The sequence below is a fragment of the Mesorhizobium denitrificans genome, from assembly GCF_003403035.1.
In the GTDB taxonomy this organism is placed as follows: domain Bacteria; phylum Pseudomonadota; class Alphaproteobacteria; order Rhizobiales; family Rhizobiaceae; genus Mesorhizobium_G; species Mesorhizobium_G denitrificans.
The window spans coordinates 120,991-140,334 of sequence record NZ_QURN01000012.1; the positions used below are offsets into that span (position 1 = coordinate 120,991).

The following is a 19,344-nucleotide window of genomic DNA, read 5'->3' on the forward strand; positions in this document are numbered from 1 at the left end:
CTATCGCTTTTTGATTGGCGAGATCTGAATTTCTATCCGCCTGTCCGCCACATTTCCGTCAGCCCCGGCCGGTCTGGAACTTCCAAAGCCTGTCACTGAAAGTCTGCGCGCATCCACACCCTGCGATGCAAGATGGCGCGCAACCGCAAGCGCTCGCTGCTGCGTTAAATCGAGATTCTTCTTTTCATCACCGCCGCTGTCGGTGTGTCCGTAAACATCTATTGTAGTGCGTTCATTCTTCTTGAGAACCGCCGCAATGCCGTTCAGTTCGTTGAGCGAGCTACGCTTGAGCGTGCTTTTGTTGGTGTCAAACAATTCGGCCGTTGGCATTGTGACGACCAGTTGGTCGCCAGCGCGCGAAATCGTCGCCGGCTTGCCATCCAATTGCTTACGCAATTCCTGATCTTGCCGGTCCATATATGGGTCTGTTTCAGCCTTCCCAACCGCATCAACCCCGGCATCGATGAGCTGACTGTCGCGCTGCTCGCGGTCGCGCCCGACAAGACCCGTCAGCGAGTCCCAACCTTTCCCGATGAAGGAGCGATCATCGACGCCCGCACCCCCGCCAGACACGCAGCCCGCGAGAGCCAGGCTCGCAAAAACGAATAGAACGGAAACCGGGCGTTCCAACCCACGCATTATGCATTTTCCCCGATTTTGGCTCTCAAACGTGAGAAATTCCTCGGCCAGCAACCTAAACCGTTGAAGACGAGTGTCAAACGATGCAATTGATCGCTGGTGCGGTATGAGGGATGAGACGTGAGAAAACGGCAAGCTGCCCAAGCAGAATCTTTGCGTCGAGAATGGATCGATGAGGCCATCGCGCGCATCGCGGCCGATTCTCTAAGATCTGCCGACACGCATCTTTGGAAGCTGCCATTGCCTGCGCTCGCAGGCATCGACATCTATCTGAAAGACGAGTCAACCCACCCCACGGGAAGCCTCAAACACCGGCTGGCGCGCTCGCTTTTCCTCTACGGGCTCTGCAATGGGCTGATACGCGAAGGCAGCGCTGTCGTCGAAGCGTCGTCGGGCTCGACCGCCGTTTCCGAGGCCTATTTTGCGCGCATGATTGGCGTTCCATTCTACGCGGTCATGCCGCGCACGACCTCAAAGGAAAAGATTGCAGCAATCGAACACCAAGGCGGCAATTGCCACTTCATCGATGACGGCCGGAGGCTTTACGCAGAGGCCGCCGAACTCGCCGAACGGCTGGGCGGGCACTACATCGACCAATTTACCTTTGCCGAACGCGCAACGGATTGGCGCGGGAACAACAACATCGCGGAATCCATATTCGAACAGATGCGCGCCGAGGCGCACCCGGTTCCGGCATGGATTGTGATGAGCGCTGGAACAGGCGGCACCAGCGCCACGATTGGCCGCTTTATCCGCTACAAGCGCCATGCGACGCGGCTGTCCGTCGTGGACGTCGAGTTTTCCGCGTTCTTCGACGGATATGCGAAAGGCGACAGCACCTGCTCCTGCGAACGCTCAACGCGCATCGAAGGCATTGGTCGCCCGCGCGTGGAACCATCATTCGTACCCGGCGTCATCGACCACATGGCTCGCGTGCCGGATGCGGTGTCGCTCGCCGCCATGCGCGTCCTTTCCCGATTGCTTGGACGGCGCGTCGGAGGCTCGACGGGCACCAATTTCGCCGGCGTCTGCCTCAAGGCCGCACAGATGCGGGAGCGCGGCGAAAAGGGTTCAATTGTCTCGCTGATCTGCGATTCCGGTGAACGCTACGCCAACACCTATCACAATGACGATTGGCGAGCGGCTAATGACCTGAATACCAGCGAGTATGAGCAGCGTTTTGAAAGATTCCTCGCCGGCGGCCCGTTCTCATTTGAGTTCGAGGAAGCCAGCAACCCGCATTGAAACAGGATAAAGCATGAAGCCCATCAAAATTGGCATTGTTGGCGTTGGCAAGATTGTCCGCGACCAGCATCTCCCGGCGCTGGCCGGCAACGGTGATTTCGAACTCGTGTGCGCGGCGAGCCGCAACGCTTCCATCGATGGCATTGCGAACTTCGCGACCATCGAATCCATGCTCGAAGGCGTTGCCGATCTGGACGCGGTGTCGCTGTGCATGCCGCCGCAATATCGCTACGACGCTGCGCGCAAGGCGCTCGAGGCGGGCAAGCATGTATTTATGGAAAAGCCGCCTGGCGCGACCGTGCGCGAAGTTGAGGACCTGATTGACCTCGCGGAGCAAAAGGGCGTTTCGCTTTTTGCAAGCTGGCACTCTCGTTACGCGCCCGCGGTGGAGGCCGCCAAGGAATTTCTCGCGGCAACGCGCATTCGCTCGGCTCGCATCGTCTGGAAAGAAGACGTGCGCCGCTGGCATCCCAACCAAGACTGGATATGGCAGGCTGGCGGGTTGGGCGTCTTTGATCCCGGCATCAACGCACTCTCCATCGCCACGCATATCTTGTCGCCAATGTATGTGACGAAGGCTGCGCTTCAGTTTCCAGCAAACAAAGATGCACCTGTCGCAGCAGAGATCGATTTCAGAACAGCGCAGGGCACGCCTGTTAAGATGGAACTCGACTGGCTCCAGACCGGGCCGCAAAGCTGGGACATTCACGCAGATACAGACGCGGGCGAAATGGTGCTGTCGTCAGGTGGCGCGAAGCTTGCCATCAATGGCGAGGCCGTGCACGAACAGCCGGAGCGCGAATATCCTGCGCTTTACGAGCGGTTCGCCCAGATAATCCGCGACGACCATTCCGACGTAGACCTCGCACCGCTGCAGCATGTAGCTGATGCATTCATGCTGGGGCGGCGTATCGCCGTCGAGCCATTTTACGATTGAAACGCAGTGCGGTTCGCAACCAACTCGGCTATGGCGAGGCTTGATGTGAGGCCGGGCGACTCGACGCCAAACACATTCACCAGATGGGGTATGCCGTGCGCCTGCTCCGTCTGGATCAGAAAATCGGTCCCCGGCCCACCGGGCCGCTCGATCTTGGGGCGAATACCAGCATAGGCCGGCTGAAGCGAATCTTCGGGCAACTCGGGCCAATAGCGCCTGATCGCAGCGTAGAAACTGTCCGCCCGGTGCGGATCGACGCTGTAGTCGATTTCATCGATCCATTCGACATCGGGACCGAAGCGCGCCTGCCCGCCCAGATCGAGCGTCAAATGCACGCCTAGCCCGCCCTTTTCCGGCATCGGATAGATCAGGTGCGAAAACGGCGCGCGGCTCCCAAGCGCATAATAATTTCCCTTGGCGAGGTGCAGCGGCGGAATGAGTTCCGCGGGCATGCCGCGAAGATTGTGAGCAATGCGCTGCGCGCCGAGCCCTGCAGCATTCACCACAAACCCCGCCTTCAGCGTCATTGGCTCCGCCCCCGCCGCTTCGATAACGATGCCATCCGGCTCGACACTGCCGCCGACAACCGGCGTTGCCAGTGCCACCATCGCCCCATGCGCCTCCGCATCGCCGAGCAAGGCGCTCATATAGCCGGCACTGTCCACGATACCGGTTGAAGGCGAAAGCACAGCGGCAACACAATGCAACGCAGGCTCCATCTCTTTCGCCTGCGCGCGGGTTAACGGCTGCAAATCATGCACGCCATTTGCTGCTGCCTGCGCCTGAATTGCCCTCAACTTTGAAATTTCATCATCGCTGGTCGCTACCAACAGCTTGCCGCAACGCTGATGCGGGACATCATACTCAGCGCAGAATTGATACAGCAGATCGCGGCCCGCAACACACAGGCCGGTCTTGGTCAGACCGGTCGGGTAATAAATACCTGCATGGATAACCTCGCTGGAACGCGAACTGATACCCAGACCGATACCCTGCTCGGCTTCCAGCACCACGACTTCGCGGCCAGCACGCGCAAGCGCTCGCGCCGTCGCCAAACCGACCGCACCGGCGCCAATAACAATGCAATCTACTTTTTCCATAATCGCTCGAATGCCAGACCACTGGGCGCTCGGTCTAGCACAAAAAAAGTGGATAACCTTTTGAAGTACCCTCAAAATGAAAAAGGCCGCCGGATCGCTCCAGCGGCCTTCTCCAATAGATAGCTTTCCGATTACTCGGCAGCGTTGGTCATGTCGGCCAGCATCGGATCGGCAATTTCCACGCCGGATGCCTTGCGGCGCTCGTCGAGGATAAGCTCGTCGCGATGCGTCGCGATGCGACGGATCTGGCTCATTGTTCCGCCCGTGCCCGCCGGGATCAGGCGACCGACGATGACGTTCTCCTTGAGTCCCTGCAGCATGTCGATCTTGCCGGCAACTGCAGCTTCCGTGAGAACGCGTGTCGTTTCCTGGAACGAAGCCGCCGAGATGAAGGACGGAGTCTGCAGCGAGGCCTTGGTGATGCCAAGCAGCACCGGCTGGCCAGCCGCAGGCTTCTTGCCTTCCTCGATGAGACGCTCATTCACCTCTTCGAGTTCGATCGTATCGACATGATCGCCCGCGATGTAGGTCGAGTCGCCCTGCTCCGTAATCTCAACCTTCTGCAGCATCTGGCGAACGATCACCTCGATGTGCTTGTCGTTGATGATAACGCCCTGCAGACGATAGACTTCCTGGATTTCATTGACGAGGTAGGAAGCGAGAGCTTCCACGCCCTTGATTGCCAGAATGTCGTGCGGCGCCGGATTGCCGTCGAGGATGTAGTCGCCCTTCTCGATAGCGTCGCCGTCCTGAAGATGGAACGGCTTGCCCTTCGGGATGAGATACTCAACCGGCTCCAGCGTCGAGTCGTGCGGCTCGATGATGATGCGACGCTTGTTCTTGTAGTCGCGACCGAAGCGGATCGTACCATCGATCTCAGCGATGATGGCGTGGTCCTTCGGACGGCGTGCTTCGAAGAGTTCAGCAACGCGCGGCAGACCGCCCGTGATGTCCTTCGTCTTCGCACTTTCCATCGGGATACGCGCAAGCACGTCGCCAGGCTTCACGTGCGAACCCGGATCGACCGAGAGAATAGCCTCGACCGAAAGCAGGAAGCGCGCATCGCCGCCCTTCGACAGCTTGCCGACCTTGCCCTTGGAGTCGAGAACCGTCAGCGCAGGCTTCAGGTCCACGCCGCGCGGGGTCGAGCGCCAGTCGATGACTTCACGCTTGGTGATGCCAGTCGACTCGTCCGCCGTTTCCTGCACGGAGATACCATCGACCAGATCCTCAAACCCGACATGACCCTCGATTTCCGTGAGGATCGGACGGGTGTAGGGATCCCATTCCGCGATACGCTGGCCGCGCTTCACCTTGTCTCCATCGTCCACATAGATACGCGAACCATAGGTAACACGGTGCGCAGCACGCTCCTTGCCCGCCTCATCAAGGATGAGCACGGCCATGTTGCGGCCCATCGCGACGAGCTGGCCGTCGGAATTGCGAACCACATTGCGGTTGCGCAGCTTGACGGAGCCCTCATACGAGGCTTCGAGGAACGACTGGTCGACCACCTGAGCAGTACCGCCCATGTGGAACGTACGCATGGTAAGCTGCGTGCCCGGCTCACCGATCGACTGCGCGGCAATAACACCGACAGCTTCACCCTGATTGACCGGTGTACCGCGTGCAAGGTCGCGTCCATAGCAGACCGCGCAAACACCAACCCGCACTTCGCAGGTGAGCGCCGAACGGATGCGCACTGACTGTATGCCCGCCTTCTCGATGAGATCGACATCGCGCTCGTCGAGCAGCTTGCCACCCTTGACCACCAATTCACCGGAAACCGGATGGTTGATGTCTTCAAGCGCGGTGCGGCCCAGGATACGCTGAGCAAGCGACGCCACGACCTGACCAGCATCGACGATCGGGGTCATCGTGAGACCCTTGTCGGTGCCGCAATCCGTTGCGTTCACAATGCAATCCTGCGCAACGTCCACCAGACGGCGTGTCAGGTAGCCGGAGTTTGCAGTCTTCAAGGCGGTGTCCGCCAGACCCTTACGAGCACCGTGCGTCGAGTTGAAATACTCGAGAACGGTCAGACCTTCCTTGAAGTTCGAGATGATCGGCGTTTCGATGATCTCGCCGGACGGCTTGGCCATAAGGCCGCGCATACCAGCAAGCTGACGCATCTGCGTGGGCGAACCACGAGCACCTGAGTGGCTCATCATGTAGATCGAGTTCATCGGCTTTTGACGGCCATTCTTTTCGAACTCGACCGCCTTGATGCGGCCCATCATTTCTTCGGCAACCTTTTCCGAGCACTTCGCCCAGGCATCGACAACCTTGTTGTACTTCTCACCCTGCGTGATCAGACCGTCATTGTACTGCTGCTCGTATTCCTTGGTCAGAGCCTCAGTGTCAGCAACGAGCTTTTCCTTGGCCGCCGGAATGACCATGTCATCCTTGCCGAAGGAAATGCCTGCGCGGCACGCATGAGCGAAGCCGAGCGCCATGATGCGGTCGCAGAAAATGACCGTCTCTTTCTGGCCGCAGTGACGATACACCGTATCGATCATCTTGGAGATGTTCTTCTTGGTCATCTCCTGGTTTGCGGTTTCGAACGGCACATTGTGGTTCTTCGGCAGAAGCTCACCAATAATCAAGCGGCCCGGCGTCGTGTCGTAAATCTTCGACACAACATTGCCTTCCGCATCGACCGAGCGGAAACGGCCCTTGATCTTGGCATGCAGCGTCACGGCCTTGGTATCGAGCGCGTGCTGCAATTCGCCCATATCGGCAAACGCCATACCCTGCCCCGGCTCGTTGTCGTTGACAATCGAGAGGTAGTAGAGGCCGAGAACCATATCCTGCGACGGAACAATGATCGGCGCGCCCGAAGCCGGGTGCAGAATGTTGTTCGTCGACATCATCAGCACGCGCGCTTCCAACTGCGCTTCGAGCGACAGCGGAACGTGAACAGCCATCTGGTCGCCGTCGAAATCGGCGTTGAAAGCTGTACACACCAGCGGGTGAAGCTGGATGGCCTTGCCCTCGATCAGAATGGGCTCGAACGCCTGAATGCCGAGACGATGCAGCGTCGGCGCGCGGTTCAGCAGCACCGGATGCTCACGGATAACCTCGTCCAGAATATCCCAGACTTCCGGCTTTTCCTTTTCCACCAGCTTCTTCGCCTGCTTGACCGTCGAAGAGAAGCCCTTCGCATCAAGACGCGCGTAGATGAATGGCTTGAAGAGTTCGAGCGCCATCTTCTTCGGCAGGCCGCACTGATGCAGCTTCAGTTCCGGGCCGGTCACGATGACCGAACGGCCGGAATAGTCCACGCGCTTGCCGAGCAGGTTCTGACGGAACCGACCCTGCTTGCCCTTGAGCATATCCGACAGCGACTTCAACGGACGCTTGTTTGCACCCGTGATGACGCGACCGCGGCGACCATTGTCGAACAGCGCATCAACGGCTTCCTGCAACATACGCTTTTCGTTGCGAATGATGATGCCGGGCGCGCGCAGTTCGATCAGCCGCTTCAAACGATTGTTGCGGTTAATCACGCGGCGATACAGATCGTTGAGGTCGGACGTCGCGAAACGACCGCCATCGAGCGGAACCAGCGGACGCAGATCCGGCGGAATGACCGGCACGACCTTCATGATCATCCATTCCGGGCGATTGCCGGATTCCATGAAGTTCTCAACCACCTTGAGGCGCTTGAGCAGTTTCTTCTGCTTCAGCTCAGAAGTCGTGGAAGCCAGTTCCGAACGCAGATCGCCCGCGATCTTCTCCAGCTCCATGCCAGCAAGCAATTCGTGGATCGCTTCCGCGCCGATCATCGCGGTGAAGGAATCTTCGCCATACTCGTCAACAGCGAGCATGTACTCTTCTTCTGAGAGCAGCTGGTTTTCCTTGAGCGCCGTCAGGCCCGGTTCGGTCACGATGTAGTTCTCGAAATAGAGAACGCGCTCAATATCCTTGAGCGTCATGTCCAGCAGCGTGCCAATGCGCGAAGGCAGCGACTTCAGGAACCAGATGTGCGCAACCGGCGCAGCCAGTTCAATATGGCCCATGCGTTCACGGCGAACGCGCGACAGCGTAACTTCCACGCCGCACTTTTCGCAGATAACGCCCTTGTACTTCATACGCTTGTACTTGCCACACAAGCATTCATAGTCCTTGATAGGACCGAAAATGCGCGCGCAGAACAAGCCGTCACGTTCGGGCTTGAACGTGCGGTAGTTGATGGTCTCCGGCTTCTTGATCTCGCCGAACGACCAGGACAGAATCTTTTCCGGGCTGGCCAGCGATATTCTGATGGAATCGAATACCTGGGCCGGAGCCTGCGGGTTGAAGAGATTCATGACCTCTTGGTTCATGCCATTCTCCTTTTCGGGGTCAGCGAACCCCTTTGCATCGTCTGCCGGGAGGACACCCGGCGGGTCCGGCCAAAGCCGGTGAATTCAGATGGTCGCGGGATTAAACCCCGCGACCAAAGTGCCGTCTTATTCGGCTGCGTCCGGCAACTGCTGCTGCTGCGCCGGATCGATCTTGGTGTTTTCCAACTCAACATTGAGGCCGAGCGAACGCATTTCCTTAACGAGAACGTTGAAGCTCTCCGGAATGCCCGCCTCGAACGTGTCGTCGCCACGCACAATCGCTTCGTACACCTTGGTGCGGCCGGCCACGTCGTCCGACTTCACCGTCAGCATTTCCTGCAACGTATAAGCCGCGCCGTATGCTTCGAGCGCCCAGACCTCCATTTCGCCGAAGCGCTGGCCACCGAACTGCGCCTTGCCACCCAGCGGCTGCTGCGTAACCAGCGAGTACGGTCCGATCGAACGCGCGTGGATCTTGTCGTCCACGAGGTGATGAAGCTTGAGCATGTAGATGTAGCCCATCGTCACCTTGCGATCGAACGGTTCGCCCGTGCGTCCGTCATAGAGCTGCGACTGACCGCTAGTGTGCAGGCCAGCCTGCTCCAGCATGTGGTCGATGTCGATCTCATGCGCGCCGTCAAACACCGGCGTAGCAATCGAAACACCACGCTTGAGTTGATCGGCAAGACGGACCACCGACTCGTCGTCATAGGTGCGCACCGGCTCGTTGCGATCATTATCCGGGAAGATCGTCTCAAGCGTTCCGCGCAACGGCTTGATGTCGCCGCCCCGCTTATACGCTTCGATCAGATCCCCAATCTTGCGGCCCATGCCTGCGCATGCCCAGCCAAGATGGGTTTCCAGAATCTGCCCGACATTCATACGCGACGGCACACCCAACGGATTGAGCACGATATCGGCATGTGTCCCGTCCTCCAGGAACGGCATGTCTTCAACCGGAACAATACGCGATACGACGCCCTTGTTGCCGTGACGACCAGCCATCTTGTCGCCTGGCTGCATCTTGCGCTTCACCGCGACGAAAACCTTGACGATCTTCATCACTCCGGGCGGCATTTCATCGCCACGCTGGACCTTCTCGACCTTGTCCATAAACCGCTGTTCCAGCGCCTTCTTGGACTCGTCGTACTGGCCGCGCAGAGCTTCCAGTTCTCCCTGAAGCTTCTCGTCGTCGACAGCAAACTGCCACCACTGCGAGCGCGGATATTCGCCGATCACCTCGACGGACACCTTGGTGCCCTTCTTGAAGCCCTTCGGCCCAGCAATCGCATCCTTGCCATTCAGCATATCTGACAAGCGGCTGTAGACGTTGCGATCAAGAATAGCCTGCTCGTCGTCGCGATCCTTCGCGAGACGCTCGATTTCCTCGCGCTCGATTGCCATCGCACGCTCGTCTTTCTCGACGCCGTGACGATTGAAAACGCGCACTTCAACGACCGTACCGAAAGTTCCGGGCGGCATACGCATGGAGGTGTCGCGCACATCCGATGCCTTTTCGCCGAAGATGGCGCGCAGAAGCTTCTCTTCCGGCGTCATCGGGCTTTCGCCCTTCGGCGTGATCTTGCCAACCAGAATGTCGCCCGGCTGCACTTCCGCACCGATATAGACGATCCCAGCTTCGTCGAGGTTCTTCAACGCTTCTTCCGAAACGTTCGGAATGTCGCGCGTGATTTCCTCAGGCCCGAGCTTGGTGTCGCGCGCCATGACCTCGAACTCCTCGATATGGATCGAGGTAAAGACATCATCAGCAACGATGCGTTCGGACAGAAGGATCGAGTCCTCGTAGTTGTAGCCGTTCCAGGGCATGAACGCGACGAGCACGTTCCGGCCAAGCGCCAGATCTCCTAGATCGGTCGACGGACCGTCCGCAATGATGTCGCCCTTTTCGATCCGATCACCAACATTCACCAGCGGGCGCTGATTGATGCAGGTGTTCTGGTTCGAACGCTGGAACTTCATCAAGCGGTAGATATCGACGCCAGACTTGCCAGGGTCGAGATTTTCCGTCGCGCGGATAACGATACGCGTGGCGTCCACCTGATCGACCACACCACCACGGCGAGCCGCGATAGCAGCGCCGGAGTCACGGGCAACGATCGGCTCCATGCCAGTGCCGACGAACGGAGCTTCAGCGCGCACCAACGGCACGGCCTGACGCTGCATGTTCGAGCCCATCAGTGCACGGTTGGCGTCGTCATTTTCAAGGAACGGAATGAGCGCGGCAGCAACCGACACCATCTGCTTCGGCGAAACGTCCATGAGGTCGACGTTTTCACGCGGCGCCATCATCACTTCACCGGCGTTGCGGCAAATGACGAACTCGTCCTTGAGGCGGCCATCCTTATCCAACTCAGCGTTCGCCTGCGCCACGAAGTGCTTGGCCTCTTCCATAGCGGAAAGGTACTGCACCTCATTGGTCAGTCTACCATCAACAATCTTGCGATACGGGCTTTCGATGAAGCCGTACTTGTTGACGCGCGCGAACGTCGCCAGCGAGTTGATAAGACCGATATTCGGACCTTCCGGTGTCTCGATCGGGCAGATACGACCGTAATGGGTCGGATGCACGTCGCGAACCTCGAAGCCAGCACGCTCACGCGTAAGTCCACCAGGTCCGAGAGCCGAAAGACGACGCTTGTGCGTGATTTCCGACAGCGGGTTCGTCTGATCCATAAACTGAGAAAGCTGCGAGGAACCGAAGAATTCGCGAACTGCGGCAGCAGCCGGCTTCGCGTTGATCAGGTCCTGCGGCATCACAGTGTCGATCTCGATAGACGACATGCGCTCCTTGATCGCGCGCTCCATGCGCAGCAACCCAACGCGATACTGATTTTCCATCAGCTCGCCGACCGAACGCACACGACGGTTGCCAAGATTGTCGATGTCATCGATCTCGCCCTTGCCGTCGCGAAGCTCGACCAGGGTCTTGACCACGGCAACGATGTCTTCCTTGCGCAGCACGCGCACTGTGTCCTCGGCGTCGAGTTCGAGACGCATGTTCATTTTCACGCGGCCAACCGCGGAAAGATCATAGCGCTCAGCGTCAAAGAACAGCGAGTTGAACATCGCCTGAGCCGTTTCGAGTGTCGGAGGCTCGCCCGGACGCATCACGCGGTAGATGTCGAACAGCGCATCCTGACGGCTCTCATTCTTGTCAGCCGCCAACGTGTTGCGGATGTAGCCGCCCACATTGATGTGGTCGATATCGAGAACTTCGATCTCTTCCTGACCGGCCTCAAGCAGAACCTTCAGCGTCTTTTCGTCAATCTCGTCACCGGCTTCGAGATAGATCTCGCCGGTTGCGTAGTTGACGATGTCTTCCGCGAGATACGAGCCGTACAGATCGTCATCCGTCGCCTTGATCGCCTTCAAGCCCTTTTCGGCAAGCTGACGAGCCTGGCGCGCAGTGATCTTCTTGCCCTGCTCGACAACGACTTCACCCGTATCCGCATCAACCAGATCGTTGACAGCCTTGAGGCCCTTGAAACGATCGACGTTGAATGGAATGCGCCAGTGATCACCCGCCTTCTTGTAGGTGATCGTATTGTAGAAGGTCGAAAGAATCTCTTCGCCATCCATGCCCAAAGCCATAAGCAGCGACGTCACCGGAATCTTGCGGCGACGATCGATACGCGCATGGACGATGTCCTTGGAGTCGAACTCGATATCCAGCCAGGAGCCACGATAAGGAATGACGCGCGCAGCAAACAGCAGCTTGCCGGACGAATGCGACTTGCCCTTGTCATGATCGAAGAAAACGCCCGGCGAACGGTGCATCTGCGAAACGATAACGCGCTCCGTGCCGTTCACAATAAACGTGCCGTTCATCGTCATGAGCGGCATATCGCCCATGTAAACGTCCTGCTCCTTGATGTCCTTGATCGACTTCGCCTGCGTATCTTCATCGACATCGAATACGATCAGGCGCAGCGTCACCTTGAGCGGCGCGGCATAGGTCAGGTCGCGCTGACGGCATTCGTCAACGTCGAACTTCGGCGCTTCGAACTCGTACTTGACGAATTCGAGCATTGAAGTGCCGGAAAAATCCTTGATCGGAAACACCGACTTGAAAACAGCCTGCAATCCCTCGTCCGGACGACCACCCTTCGGCTCATCGACCATCAAGAACTGATCGTAGGAAGCCTTCTGAACCTCAATGAGGTTCGGCATCTCTGCGACTTCTGGGATCTTGCCGAAAAATTTCCGTACGCGTCTGCGGCCATTGAAAGTCTGCGTCTGGGCCATCGTCGCTCCTTGCCTTAGCCTCTGGGGCCTTACCTCTTGGGGCGCGTTGGGATCGCGCCTTGCCTGCCACCCATACGGGCGTCTGGAAATCCACCTTCTGACCACGATTTTGCGTCGACAACGCTCTCTCGCCCCAGAAATGGGAGAAAACCTTTTTCCTGAAAGCCGCGTTTCGGCCATCAGGAAACAGGTTTTCGCATTCGATATTCAGGGCCGACGGCGAAATGCCGTCGGCCCTGAAATGAATTACTTCAGCTCGACCTTGGCGCCAGCTGCTTCGAGCTGTGCCTTGATCTTCTCAGCGTCGGCCTTGGAAGCACCTTCCTTGACCGGCTTCGGAGCGCCTTCAACGAGGTCCTTGGCTTCCTTGAGGCCAAGACCGGTGATGGCGCGAACTTCCTTGATGACCTCGATCTTCTTGTCGCCAGCGGCAGCAAGGATGACATCGAATTCGGTCTTTTCTTCAGCCGGAGCAGCGGCAGCGCCTGCACCGCCAGCAACGGCAGCAACTGCTACCGGAGCAGCAGCGGAAACGCCCCACTTCTCTTCAAGCAACTTCGACAGCTCAGCCGCCTCAAGGACGGTAAGGCTCGAAAGGTCTTCAACGATCTTTGCAAGATCAGCCATTTTTCAATTCCTTATTAGGTTCGAACGAGTTTGTGACAGCGAGGAACGGCCTCATGCCGCCTCGTCCTTCCGGGCATATGCGCCGAACACGCGAGCAAGCTGTGCTGCCGGTGCGTTGACGACCTGTGCGATCCGAGTTGCCGGCGTTGAGATCATGCCGACAATACGAGCGCGGAGTTCGTCCAGCGACGGCATGGTGGCCAAAGCCTTCACACCATCTGCATTCAGAACAGTCGCACCCATTGCGCCGCCGAGGATAATCAGCTTTTCATTCGCCTTCGCGAATTCTGAAGCAATCTTCGGCGCCGTAACCGGATCTTCCGAGTAAGCAACCAGCGTCTGTCCCTTGAACAGATCGATGATATCCTCGGATTCGGTACCCTGAAGGGCGATTTTGGCGAGACGGTTCTTCGCGACTTTGACGGTACCGCCGGCCTGACGCATCTTCGTGCGAAGATCGTTCATCTGAGCGACGGTAATACCGGCATAGTGGGCCACGACGACTGAGCCGGCGCCTTTGAAGGCGTCGTTCAGGCCCGTGACGAGTTCGCGCTTTTCCGCTCTATCCACTGCCTATCTCCAGTTGGCCCCTGCTCTCTATTGAGCGGGAGGCCGGGTTGCCTTTATGTCTCTGCGAGCCATCCGCATGGATCGCCCGAAAGACGGTCGAGGATCCTGCCGCTTCCCGCCACACCCGAAGGCGCGCAGACAAAGGTCAACATGGTTCGAACCTTCCATCGGGGCATGCGCCCCTTTGTCTGGTCGTCACCCGTCTCATGCCGGCCCTTACGGATTAAGCTCTGCTCGCGCAGACCACCTGCAATCTCGGACAGGATTCCGGAAGCTTTCGCTTCCGGCTTTCACCCCCGGCGAACCGGGGATGAAATTCTTGCACAATCAGCCGCTTGCGACCAATTGTTGAAACTTACTGCGCCGGGTTCAGCGACGCGATATCGAGCTTCAGGCCCGGACCCATGGTTGAGGTCACCGAAACCTTCTTGACATAATTACCCTTGGCACCAGCCGGCTTTGCCTTCGTCACCGCATCCGCAAATGCGCGAACGTTTTCAACGATTGCATTAGCGTCGAAAGATGCTTTGCCAACACCAGCATGGATAATACCAGCCTTCTCGACGCGGAACTCTACAGCGCCGCCCTTCGAGGCCTTGACTGCAGCAGCAACATCCGTCGTCACCGTGCCAACCTTCGGGTTAGGCATCATGCCGCGCGGACCGAGCACCTTACCCAGGCGACCAACCAACGGCATAAGGTCCGGAGTTGCGATGCAGCGATCAAAATTGATCTCGCCCTTCTGGACGATTTCAACCAGATCCTCAGCGCCGACGATATCCGCACCGGCAGCCTTTGCCTCGTCGGCCTTCGCGCCCTTTGCGAACACCGCAACACGAACCGTGCGACCCGTGCCATTCGGCAAATTCACAACACCACGAACCATCTGGTCTGCATGACGAGGATCAACGCCGAGATTCATCGCCACTTCGATCGTTTCATCGAACTTTGCCGACGCACGCTCCTTGAGCAGCTTCACAGCATCTTCAAGTGAATAGGCCTTGTTCGGGTCGATACCCTCACGCGCCTTGACCATACGCTTGGAAACTTTAGCCATGATCTCAGCCCACCACTTCCAGGCCCATCGAACGGGCAGAGCCTTCAACCATACGCATCGCTGCGTCCACGTCGTTGGCGTTCAGGTCTTTCATCTTGGCTTCCGCAATCTTGCGCACTTCATCACGCCCGATCTGGCCAGCCTTAACCTTGCCCGGCTCCTTGGAACCCGACTTCAACTTCGCTGCTTTCTTCAGGAAATAGCTCACTGGAGGCGTCTTCATGACGAAAGTGAACGACTTGTCCTGATAGTAGGTAATCACGACGGGGATGGGCGAACCCTTCTCCATTTCCTGCGTCTGCGCGTTAAACGCCTTGCAGAATTCCATGATGTTTATGCCACGCTGACCAAGCGCCGGTCCGATAGGCGGCGACGGGGTCGCTGAGCCTGCGGAAACCTGCAGCTTGAGCTGGCCTGCAACTTTCTTAGCCATCTCTTATCTGCCTTCACAATTTGCCGGATATTCCGGCGGTTGCAGTTTGGTGGTCCGATTTATGCGGCCGGCTAAGCCGCATTCCTCTCCCACCAATGAAAGCGAACGAAACTCGCTCGCCAAACCCGACCGCAAGGGTCGGAAAAGTCAGGCCTTTTCGACCTGACCAAACTCAAGATCGACTGGCACCGCGCGACCAAAGATCGAAACCTCGACCTTAAGACGCGCACGCTCCTGGTCCACCTCCTGAACAAATCCATTGAAGGACGCAAAAGGACCGTCCGACACACGCACCTGTTCACCAATCTCAAACGTTACGGACGGCTTCGGCCTGTCTACACCTTCCTGAACCTGATTCAGGATGCGCTCAGCCTCCGCCTCAGTAATCGGCACAGGCTTGGAATCGCCAAGGAAACCAGTGACCTTAGGCGTGTTCTTCACGAGCGAGAACACAGCATCGGTCAGGTTGGCCTTGAGCAACACGTAGCCCGGAAAGAATTTGCGTTCCGCATCGATCTTGCGACCGCGACGCACTTCCACAACCTTCTCCGTCGGCACCACGATCTTCTCGATCTGACTAGACAGACCCTTTTGCTTAGCTTTGTGCTCGATATCCTCTGCGACCTTCTTTTCGAAGTTCGAATAGGCGTGCACGATGTACCAGCGAGCCGTCATCTTAAATCAGTCCCCGTAGCCGCTTAGCGACCGATATCCAAAATGAGCCCAACCGCATGCGCCATGGCTTGGTCAGCAACAAAAAAGAACGCCATAGCAATGATTGAGAAAACCAGCACCATAACCGTAGAAATCATGGTTTCGCGACGGGAAGGCCACGTAACCTTGGCGGTTTCGGCCCTCACCTGCTGAATGAAGGTAAAGGGGTTTGTGGTCTTTGCCATTCGCCGCTCTGCTCTCAAGAACCCGTAAGCCGGGCCTTCTGGATTGTTACTGCTTGACCAATCAAAACGATTCGCCAAGGCCATCAAAAGACGCGCTAAAGGTGCGTAAAGCCAGCTTCCCAGCTCCACGCACCGCGTGTCCGTCGCTCTACATAAAGACGATTCACCCAAACTGCAAGGGTGTCTTCATCTTTATCTAACCAAACGCCGCATCGGAACCATCCAGTCGTCCCGTCCCAGCTATGGCAAATCTATGCCAGAATTGACCGCACGCCGCAAGACGGCAACCTATTCTGAAATCTGGCAGGGGCAGCAGGGCTCGAACCCGCGACCTGCGGTTTTGGAGACCGCCGCTCTACCAACTGAGCTATACCCCTAGCGAGGACGCTCTCTTTTCACAAAACCCTCTTTGTTTCAAGGGCGGGCCTGGCATTCCACCAAGAAAAAAAGAGCACCAAGCATAAGCGTAATTCAGCAGCAAAAGCTACCGATTCACGCCGCACATCAAGGAATAAAACTATTTTCCCGATGCAAACCGGGGCCGAAGATCGGCCCCGGCAAGTTCGCAATTCTTAGGCAGCTTCGGCCTGTTCGTTCGCGCTTTCAGCTTCTACGCGAGCCTTATCGGCCGCGCCCTTGGCCGAAACATCGCGATCGACAAATTCGATCACCGCGAGGGGTGCATTGTCTCCGTGACGGAAACCCGCCTTCATAATACGCAGATAGCCACCATTGCGCTGCGCATAACGCGGCGCAATGGTTTCGAACAGGCGCTTTACAAGATGCTCATTTCCGATCTGGGCAATGACCAGACGGCGAGCATGCAAATCACCACGCTTGCCAAGCGTCACCAGTTTCTCAACGATAGGACGCAAATCCTTCGCCTTCGGCAGAGTGGTAACAATCTGCTCATGCTCGATGAGCGAAGCAGCGAGATTGGCGAACATCGCCTTGCGATGGCTTACGCTACGGGCGAACCGGCGGCCGACAAATCCGTGACGCATGGCTCTTCTCCTTGGTTTCAGTTGGACGCCTTCGCGTCTCAGTTGTTTCGCAGCACGGCTGAGGTTACCTCAGCCAAATGCTTAGTATTGGTCTTCGTAACGCTTCGCGAGATCTTCGATGTTGTCTGGCGGCCAATCCGGCACTTCCATGCCAAGATGAAGCCCCATTGCCGCGAGCACTTCCTTGATTTCGTTGAGCGACTTGCGACCGAAGTTCGGCGTACGGAGCATCTCTGCTTCGGTCTTCTGGATCAGATCGCCAATATAAACGATGTTGTCGTTCTTCAGGCAGTTCGCGGAACGCACCGAAAGCTCCAACTCATCAACCTTCTTGAGAAGTGACGGGTTGAACGCAAGCTCGGTAACAGCCTCGGAAGCAACTTCCTTCTGCGGCTCATCGAAGTTGACGAACAGACCGAGCTGATCCTGAAGAATACGAGCAGCAAACGCAACAGCATCTTCGCCGGACACCGAACCGTTCGTCTCGATGGTCATCGTCAACTTGTCGTAGTCGAGAACCTGGCCCTCACGGGTGTTTTCCACCTTGTAAGAAACCTTCTTGACTGGCGAATAAAGGCTGTCGACCGGGATCAATCCAATCGGCGCATCTTCTGCGCGATTACGCTCGGCGGGCACATAACCCTTTCCGGTGTCGACGGTGAATTCCATGCGGATTTCCGCACCGTCGTCCAGCGTGCAGATTACGTGATCTGCGTTGAGGATCTCGACGTCGCCAACAGTCTGAATATCGCCAGCAAGAACAGCGCCCGGACCCTGCTTACGCACAACCATGCGCTTCGGCCCATCACCTTCCATGCGAATAGCGATTTCCTTAATGTTGAGAACGATATCCGTAACGTCCTCACGAACGCCCGGAATCGACGAGAATTCATGCAACACACCATCGATCTGCACAGCGGTTACAGCCGCACCGCGCAGAGATGACAGCAGCACGCGACGAAGCGCATTGCCGAGAGTCAGACCGAAGCCACGCTCCAGAGGCTCCGCCACCAAGGTGGTGTGCGTGCGCCCCTTCGACGTGAAGTCGATCTTATTCGGCTTAATAAGTTCCTGCCAATTTTTCTGGATCATTATTCATTCCTTCCGTTTGCCCGCACCATCCAATCGTGACGGGCGTCATGGAAAACCGCGGAGGAGCAGCGCAAATCCAACCCATCGACAATAGATCGGAATAATGCGCCGCTCGCGCGGCAGTTCAAATCAAACGCGGCGCTTCTTGCGCGGACGGCAACCATTGTGCGGGATTGGCGTCACATCGCGGATCGACGTAATGGTGAAGCCAGCGGCCTGCAACGCACGAAGAGCAGACTCCCGACCCGAACCCGGACCACAAACCTCAACTTCGAGCGTACGCATGCCATGTTCCTGCGCCTTCTTGGCAACGTCTTCTGCAGCAACCTGGGCTGCAAACGGCGTGGACTTGCGCGAGCCCTTGAAGCCCTGAGCACCAGCAGACGACCAAGCAATCGCGTTGCCCTGCGCATCGCTGATGGTGATCATCGTATTGTTGAAGCTCGAATTGACGTGCGCGACGCCCGACGAAATATTTTTGCGCTCACGACGACGAACGCGACCGGCTTCTTTAGCCATTCTCTATCCTTCCAATGATCTCAACGCCGCCGTAATACCAGCGGCTACACCAGGAGAAATCGGCGGCAGCAAAATGCCCCGCCGAGTTACCCCAAACTTATTTTTTCTTGCCGGCGATTGCCTTGCGCGGACCTTTGCGAGCACGAGCATTTGTATGCGTGCGCTGGCCGCGAACAGGCAGATTGCGGCGATGGCGCAGGCCACGATAAGCGCCGAGGTCCATCAAACGCTTGATGTTCATCGAAACTTCGCGACGCAGATCACCCTCAACGCGGTAATCGCGGTCGATCGCTTCACGAATAGCAAGCACTTCGGCATCGGTGAGCTGGTTCACACGACGATCAGCCGGAATGCCAACCTTGTCGATGATTTCCTGGGCAAACTTTTTGCCTATGCCGTGAATGTATTGAAGCGCGATAACAACGCGCTTGTTGGTCGGTATATTAACACCGGCTATACGAGCCATCTTGTCTCTCCATGTGAGCCGGATTTTCCGGCGTTTGGTTGACCCGCGTCCGGTGGAGGCCGGCCCTTGCGGGTATTCCAATCAAAAAGCCGCCCGCACTCTGACAAGAGCGGCCAGCTCGTTTCCTGAATGGAATGTGCGCCGCAGATAGTTCACGCCTGC

The 19,344-nt window shown here is 57.5% G+C and carries 16 protein-coding genes and 1 tRNA gene; 2 read left to right on the top strand and 15 right to left on the bottom strand.

What is annotated here, in order from left to right; translation table 11 throughout:
* Complete coding sequence (locus tag DY251_RS15640) at window positions 1-639, bottom strand: OmpA family protein (protein WP_116624845.1); 639 nt, start codon at window positions 637-639, stop codon at window positions 1-3.
* A 120-nt stretch (window positions 640-759) separates the two neighbouring features.
* Between DY251_RS15640 and DY251_RS15645 the strand changes: the two genes are divergently transcribed.
* Together DY251_RS15645 and DY251_RS15650 are read left to right on the top strand one after the other, a co-directional pair.
* Window positions 760-1,884 (top strand): PLP-dependent cysteine synthase family protein, encoded by a 1,125-nt coding sequence (locus tag DY251_RS15645; protein WP_116624846.1) that lies wholly within the window; start codon window positions 760-762, stop codon window positions 1,882-1,884.
* Window positions 1,885-1,897: 13 nt separating this feature from the next.
* Window positions 1,898-2,821 (top strand): Gfo/Idh/MocA family protein, encoded by a 924-nt coding sequence (locus DY251_RS15650; RefSeq protein ID WP_116624847.1) that lies wholly within the window; start codon window positions 1,898-1,900, stop codon window positions 2,819-2,821.
* On the opposite strand, the gene DY251_RS15655 is transcribed toward DY251_RS15650, so the two are convergent.
* The 14 genes from DY251_RS15655 to rpsM form a co-directional block, all read right to left on the bottom strand.
* Window positions 2,812-3,921, bottom strand: a complete 1,110-nt coding sequence (locus DY251_RS15655; RefSeq protein WP_116624848.1) for an NAD(P)/FAD-dependent oxidoreductase — start codon at window positions 3,919-3,921, stop codon at window positions 2,812-2,814. The two genes, DY251_RS15650 and DY251_RS15655, sit on opposite strands and share 10 nt — an antisense overlap.
* Before the next feature lie 131 nt (window positions 3,922-4,052).
* Window positions 4,053-8,249, bottom strand: a complete 4,197-nt coding sequence (gene rpoC / locus DY251_RS15660) for a DNA-directed RNA polymerase subunit beta' (protein ID WP_116624849.1) — start codon at window positions 8,247-8,249, stop codon at window positions 4,053-4,055.
* A 126-nt stretch (window positions 8,250-8,375) separates the two neighbouring features.
* Window positions 8,376-12,515, bottom strand: coding sequence for a DNA-directed RNA polymerase subunit beta (gene rpoB, locus DY251_RS15665; protein ID WP_116624850.1), 4,140 nt, complete (start codon window positions 12,513-12,515; stop codon window positions 8,376-8,378).
* A gap of 246 nt (window positions 12,516-12,761) precedes the next feature.
* Window positions 12,762-13,142, bottom strand: a complete 381-nt coding sequence (gene rplL, locus DY251_RS15670; protein WP_116624851.1) for a 50S ribosomal protein L7/L12 — start codon at window positions 13,140-13,142, stop codon at window positions 12,762-12,764.
* Between the two features lie 51 nt (window positions 13,143-13,193).
* On the bottom strand, window positions 13,194-13,712 hold the full coding sequence (rplJ, locus tag DY251_RS15675) for a 50S ribosomal protein L10 (RefSeq protein ID WP_116624852.1): 519 nt from the start codon (window positions 13,710-13,712) through the stop codon (window positions 13,194-13,196).
* Between the two features lie 355 nt (window positions 13,713-14,067).
* Window positions 14,068-14,769, bottom strand: a complete 702-nt coding sequence (gene rplA / locus DY251_RS15680) for a 50S ribosomal protein L1 (RefSeq protein ID WP_116624853.1) — start codon at window positions 14,767-14,769, stop codon at window positions 14,068-14,070.
* A gap of 4 nt (window positions 14,770-14,773) precedes the next feature.
* Window positions 14,774-15,202 (bottom strand): 50S ribosomal protein L11, encoded by a 429-nt coding sequence (rplK, locus tag DY251_RS15685; RefSeq protein ID WP_116624854.1) that lies wholly within the window; start codon window positions 15,200-15,202, stop codon window positions 14,774-14,776.
* A gap of 147 nt (window positions 15,203-15,349) precedes the next feature.
* Entirely contained in the window at window positions 15,350-15,877 is a 528-nt protein-coding gene (gene nusG / locus DY251_RS15690; protein WP_116624855.1) for a transcription termination/antitermination protein NusG, read from the bottom strand.
* 23 nt (window positions 15,878-15,900) lie between these two features.
* Window positions 15,901-16,101: a preprotein translocase subunit SecE gene (secE, locus tag DY251_RS15695; protein ID WP_116624856.1), complete on the bottom strand. Its 201-nt coding sequence runs from the start codon at window positions 16,099-16,101 to the stop codon at window positions 15,901-15,903.
* A gap of 301 nt (window positions 16,102-16,402) precedes the next feature.
* A tRNA-Trp gene (locus DY251_RS15700) sits at window positions 16,403-16,478 on the bottom strand.
* 195 nt (window positions 16,479-16,673) lie between these two features.
* Window positions 16,674-17,105: a 50S ribosomal protein L17 gene (rplQ, locus tag DY251_RS15705; protein ID WP_116624857.1), complete on the bottom strand. Its 432-nt coding sequence runs from the start codon at window positions 17,103-17,105 to the stop codon at window positions 16,674-16,676.
* Between the two features lie 81 nt (window positions 17,106-17,186).
* A complete protein-coding gene (locus DY251_RS15710) occupies window positions 17,187-18,197 on the bottom strand; it encodes a DNA-directed RNA polymerase subunit alpha (RefSeq protein WP_116624858.1) in 1,011 nt (336 codons plus the stop codon).
* Between the two features lie 129 nt (window positions 18,198-18,326).
* Window positions 18,327-18,716 carry a 30S ribosomal protein S11 gene (rpsK, locus tag DY251_RS15715; RefSeq protein WP_116624859.1) on the bottom strand — a complete coding sequence of 130 codons (390 nt, stop codon included), beginning with the start codon at window positions 18,714-18,716 and terminating at the stop codon, window positions 18,327-18,329.
* A 97-nt stretch (window positions 18,717-18,813) separates the two neighbouring features.
* A complete protein-coding gene (gene rpsM / locus DY251_RS15720) occupies window positions 18,814-19,182 on the bottom strand; it encodes a 30S ribosomal protein S13 (RefSeq protein ID WP_116624860.1) in 369 nt (122 codons plus the stop codon).
* Between the last annotated feature and the right edge of the window lie 162 nt (window positions 19,183-19,344).

Excerpts from the sequence above, each read along its gene's own strand:
- DY251_RS15640 (WP_116624845.1), bottom strand. The coding sequence starts at position 639 with ATGCGTGGGTTGGAACGCCCGGTTTCCGTTCTATTCGTTTTTGCGAGC.
- DY251_RS15650 (WP_116624847.1), top strand. The coding sequence starts at position 1,898 with ATGAAGCCCATCAAAATTGGCATTGTTGGCGTTGGCAAGATTGTCCGC.
- DY251_RS15655 (WP_116624848.1), bottom strand. The coding sequence starts at position 3,921 with ATGGAAAAAGTAGATTGCATTGTTATTGGCGCCGGTGCGGTCGGTTTG.
- rpoC (WP_116624849.1), bottom strand. The coding sequence starts at position 8,249 with ATGAACCAAGAGGTCATGAATCTCTTCAACCCGCAGGCTCCGGCCCAG.
- rpoB (WP_116624850.1), bottom strand. The coding sequence starts at position 12,515 with ATGGCCCAGACGCAGACTTTCAATGGCCGCAGACGCGTACGGAAATTT.
- rplL (WP_116624851.1), bottom strand. The coding sequence starts at position 13,142 with ATGGCTGATCTTGCAAAGATCGTTGAAGACCTTTCGAGCCTTACCGTC.
- rplA (WP_116624853.1), bottom strand. The coding sequence starts at position 14,769 with ATGGCTAAAGTTTCCAAGCGTATGGTCAAGGCGCGTGAGGGTATCGAC.
- rplK (WP_116624854.1), bottom strand. The coding sequence starts at position 15,202 with ATGGCTAAGAAAGTTGCAGGCCAGCTCAAGCTGCAGGTTTCCGCAGGC.
- nusG (WP_116624855.1), bottom strand. The coding sequence starts at position 15,877 with ATGACGGCTCGCTGGTACATCGTGCACGCCTATTCGAACTTCGAAAAG.
- secE (WP_116624856.1), bottom strand. The coding sequence starts at position 16,101 with ATGGCAAAGACCACAAACCCCTTTACCTTCATTCAGCAGGTGAGGGCC.
- rplQ (WP_116624857.1), bottom strand. The coding sequence starts at position 17,105 with ATGCGTCACGGATTTGTCGGCCGCCGGTTCGCCCGTAGCGTAAGCCAT.
- DY251_RS15710 (WP_116624858.1), bottom strand. The coding sequence starts at position 18,197 with ATGATCCAGAAAAATTGGCAGGAACTTATTAAGCCGAATAAGATCGAC.
- rpsK (WP_116624859.1), bottom strand. The coding sequence starts at position 18,716 with ATGGCTAAAGAAGCCGGTCGCGTTCGTCGTCGTGAGCGCAAAAATATT.
- rpsM (WP_116624860.1), bottom strand. The coding sequence starts at position 19,182 with ATGGCTCGTATAGCCGGTGTTAATATACCGACCAACAAGCGCGTTGTT.